Genomic DNA, 3193 nt, shown 5'->3' with positions numbered 1-3193 from the left:
TGGCGCCCCGACCGCCGACGCCGCTCAGGCCGCTGCCGACACCGCCGCGACCGCCGCCAACACCGCTGCCGACGCTTCGGCCGCTGCCGCCGCTGCCCCGACCGATGCCGCTGCCGACAAGGCTGCCGACACCGCCAAGGCTGCGGAAGACACCGCCGAAAAGGCGAAGGACGCTGCTCAGGAAGCCAAGAAGTAATCACTTCTCGCTTTTTGCAGTCCTGAAAGAGCCGCTGGTCCGCCAGCGGCTTTTTCTTTGCCTAGCGTTTGCCGGGCAGCACGGCAACGGCGCCACCAGCGTGCCGGCACAGCGTGTTCCCGGAGGGCGGCGTGGGTGACGACGCATGCATGTTCGCCTCGCGCGAATGCCGCGCCGTCGTCCGCCGCTGACGTCGCCTCGCAAGCGTGCGTCCCCACACACAGGATTCGTCCGCGCCATTGCGTGGTCCACGCGTAGCGCATGCAAGCGCGACGCATGACCCGCACGACGCGCAGCACCGCCGCCCGCGGCGGGCGATGCGCACCGCTGCCACGCGCCATGCACGTGCGGCGCGTACGCGCCGACGCCGCACATCCGTATGGCCCGCATCGCCGGCAGCCGCGCGCATCGCAGTGCCTGGCTCCCACCCCACGGCGCCTCCCCCACCAGCGACAGCGCCTTCCTGAACACTGCCTCGCTCCACCGCTTCGCCTTGACGCAGGCTGCATGCGCGTCCGCCTAGGCTGCGCCGCGTCACCCACCCGTGGACGGAGAAGCCGCATGAACAAGACCCCGATCGTGGCCCTGCTGGGCGCCCTCGCACTGGCCGGCTGCCAGGGTCCCGAATCGCAGCAGGCACAACGCGACGCCAAGGTCGCTGCCGAACAGACCGGCGAAGCGGCCAAGGAAGCCGCCGGCCAGGTCGCGCAGGCCGGGCGCGAGGTCGCCGCCGACGCGCGCGATGCGGCGCACCGTGCGGCCAACTCCGATGCCGTCAAGGATGCCTCGGCCGCAGCCAAGGAGATGGCGGCCGATGCCAGCGAGGCCACGGCGAATGCGGCGCAGAAAGTCGCCGACAAGGCACGCGAGAACGCCAACGAAGATCCGCACAACGGCGACCGCGAGCAGCATTGAGTCATTGGCCGTCCCCGTTCATGCGGGGGCGGCCTCTGCCGCGCAGCGCGTGCCGCGCGCTGTGCCGGCAGGGCGTCTTTTGTGACGCCGGTCCAAGGCGTTTGCGGCGTCACAGTAGACTTTTGCGATGCCGATTCTCCAACGTGTGCGGGCCAGGACCCGTCTAGCCCTGCTGTTCTCCGCCGCGGTCTTCGTGCTGATCGGCGCCGGCGTGTTCTACGGCGCACAACGCGCCATCTCCGACGCCGCACGCGTCGCGCATACCCACGAAGTGCTGCGCAACATCGACGAGGTGCAATCCACCTTGCTGATGACCGAATCCTCGTTGCGCGGCTACGAGTTGACCGACAACCAGGCCTATCTGAGCCTCTACTACGACAGCGCCGAACGCGTGCCGCGGCAGTTGGCGCAGCTGCGCAAGCTGGTTTCCGACAATCCCGTGCAGATCGCCAACATCCAGGTGCTGCAGCTGTCGATGGACACGCGCCTGCGGCAGATGCGGGAGATGCTCGCGGTGTACCAGCGCGACGGCCTGCAGGCGCTGCGGCAGGCGATGGCGCCCAGCGTGTACCAGAGCTCCAGCGCGATCCGCGACCAGGTGCAGCAGATGACCGACGTGGAACTGCAACTGCTGCAGAGCCGCGACACCTCCAACCAGCGCAGCGCCGACATGCTGCTGGTGCTCGCCCTGGCCGGCATCCCGTTCGGCCTGGGCAGCGTCGGCGTGGTGTACGCGCTACTGCTGCGCGAACTGCGCAACCGCAGCAACGCCGAGCAGGCCGCCTCGGTCGCCAACGAGAAGATGGAAGCCAGCATCACCGAGCTGGAGCGCACCAGTGCCGACCTCAACGCGCTCAGCCGCTATACCGGCCTGCTGCAGAGTTGCGTGGAGCCGGCCGAGGCACTGACGGTGACCGCACGCCTGCTCGCCGCGCTGATGCCCGACACCGGCGGCAGCGTCTACCTGCTGCGCGCCTCGCGCGACCGCGCCGAGGAAATCGTCAGTTGGGGCCAGCCGCCGGTCGGCAGCGAGCCGGCCGTGGCGCCGCAGGACTGCTGGGCCTTGCGCCGCGACAAGAGCCACTTCGTGCATGCGCAGGGCCACGACTCGGCCTGCGCGCATCTGCGCGAGGATCCGTACGCGGCCGGTGCCAGCACCGCCTGCATTCCGTTGTCGGCTCAGGGCACCCAGTTGGGCTTTGTGTTCCTGGCCGGGCGCGGCACCGGTCCACTGCCGCGCATCGCCATCGCCGAGGCCGCCGCCGAGCAGCTGTCGCTGGCGCTGAGCAACCTGCGTCTGCGCGAGTCGCTGCGCCTGCAGTCGATCCGCGACCCGCTCACCGGCCTGTTCAACCGGCGCTACCTGGAAGAATCGCTCAACCACGAACTGGCCCGCTGCGGACGCCGGCAGATGCCGCTGTCGCTGCTGATGCTGGACGTGGACCACTTCAAGCAGTTCAACGACCTGCACGGCCACGGCGGCGGCGACGCCCTGCTGGCCGCGGTCGGGCAGATGCTGTCGACGCGGCTGCGCGGCGAGGACATCGCCTGCCGCTACGGCGGTGAGGAGTTCACGGTGATCCTGCCGGAGACCGGGCCGGAACAGGCGCAGGCCATCGCCGAACAGATCCGCAGCGCCGCCCAGCAATTGAGCGCGACCGTGGACGGCAAGGCGCTGCCGGCGGTGACCATGTCGATCGGCGTGGCCAGCTATGCGCGCGACGGCGTGGTCGCCACCACCCTGCTGCGCAAGGCCGATGCGGCGCTGTACCGGGCCAAGCGCTGCGGCCGCAACCAGGTGCAGGCCTACGACCTGGCGCTGGACGGCATGGGCTGAACCGGCGGCGGTCGCGGTCGGGCCGTCGTTTTGAAGAAAGCGTCACAAAACCGACGCGATAGAGCGGCGATAGTCGCGCTTCCCCCGACTGGAGACGACAGCCCATGTCCATCTGGAAAGACCAGGGTCCTGCGCGCAAGGATGGCCTGCCGCCCGTTCCCGGCAACGGCGCGTTGCCGCCGGAGCCGCGCCCGGCGGGCGATGCCGCCCCAGGCGAACCGCTCGCCGCGGTCGCCAATCTCGAG

The 3193-nt window shown here is 70.0% G+C and carries 3 protein-coding genes; all 3 read left to right on the top strand.

Translation table 11 applies throughout. The features are described from left to right. Positions 1 to 196 (top strand): hypothetical protein (locus tag D588_RS0105850; RefSeq protein WP_017908415.1); only part of this gene is annotated, 196 nt, incomplete at its 5' end. 561 nt (positions 197 to 757) lie between these two features. After that, positions 758 to 1111: a hypothetical protein gene (locus D588_RS0105845; protein ID WP_017908416.1), complete on the top strand. Its 354-nt coding sequence runs from the start codon at positions 758 to 760 to the stop codon at positions 1109 to 1111. A gap of 127 nt (positions 1112 to 1238) precedes the next feature. Next, positions 1239 to 2948, top strand: a complete 1710-nt coding sequence (locus D588_RS0105840; protein WP_026143421.1) for a diguanylate cyclase — start codon at positions 1239 to 1241, stop codon at positions 2946 to 2948. Positions 2949 to 3193: the final 245 nt, after the last annotated feature.

Origin of the sequence: Xanthomonas sp. SHU 308, from assembly GCF_000364645.1 — a bacterium.
GTDB lineage: Bacteria > Pseudomonadota > Gammaproteobacteria > Xanthomonadales > Xanthomonadaceae > Xanthomonas_A > Xanthomonas_A sontii.
The sequence above is the reverse complement of the archived record's forward strand: the minus strand, read 5'-3'. Positions and strand labels throughout refer to the sequence as shown.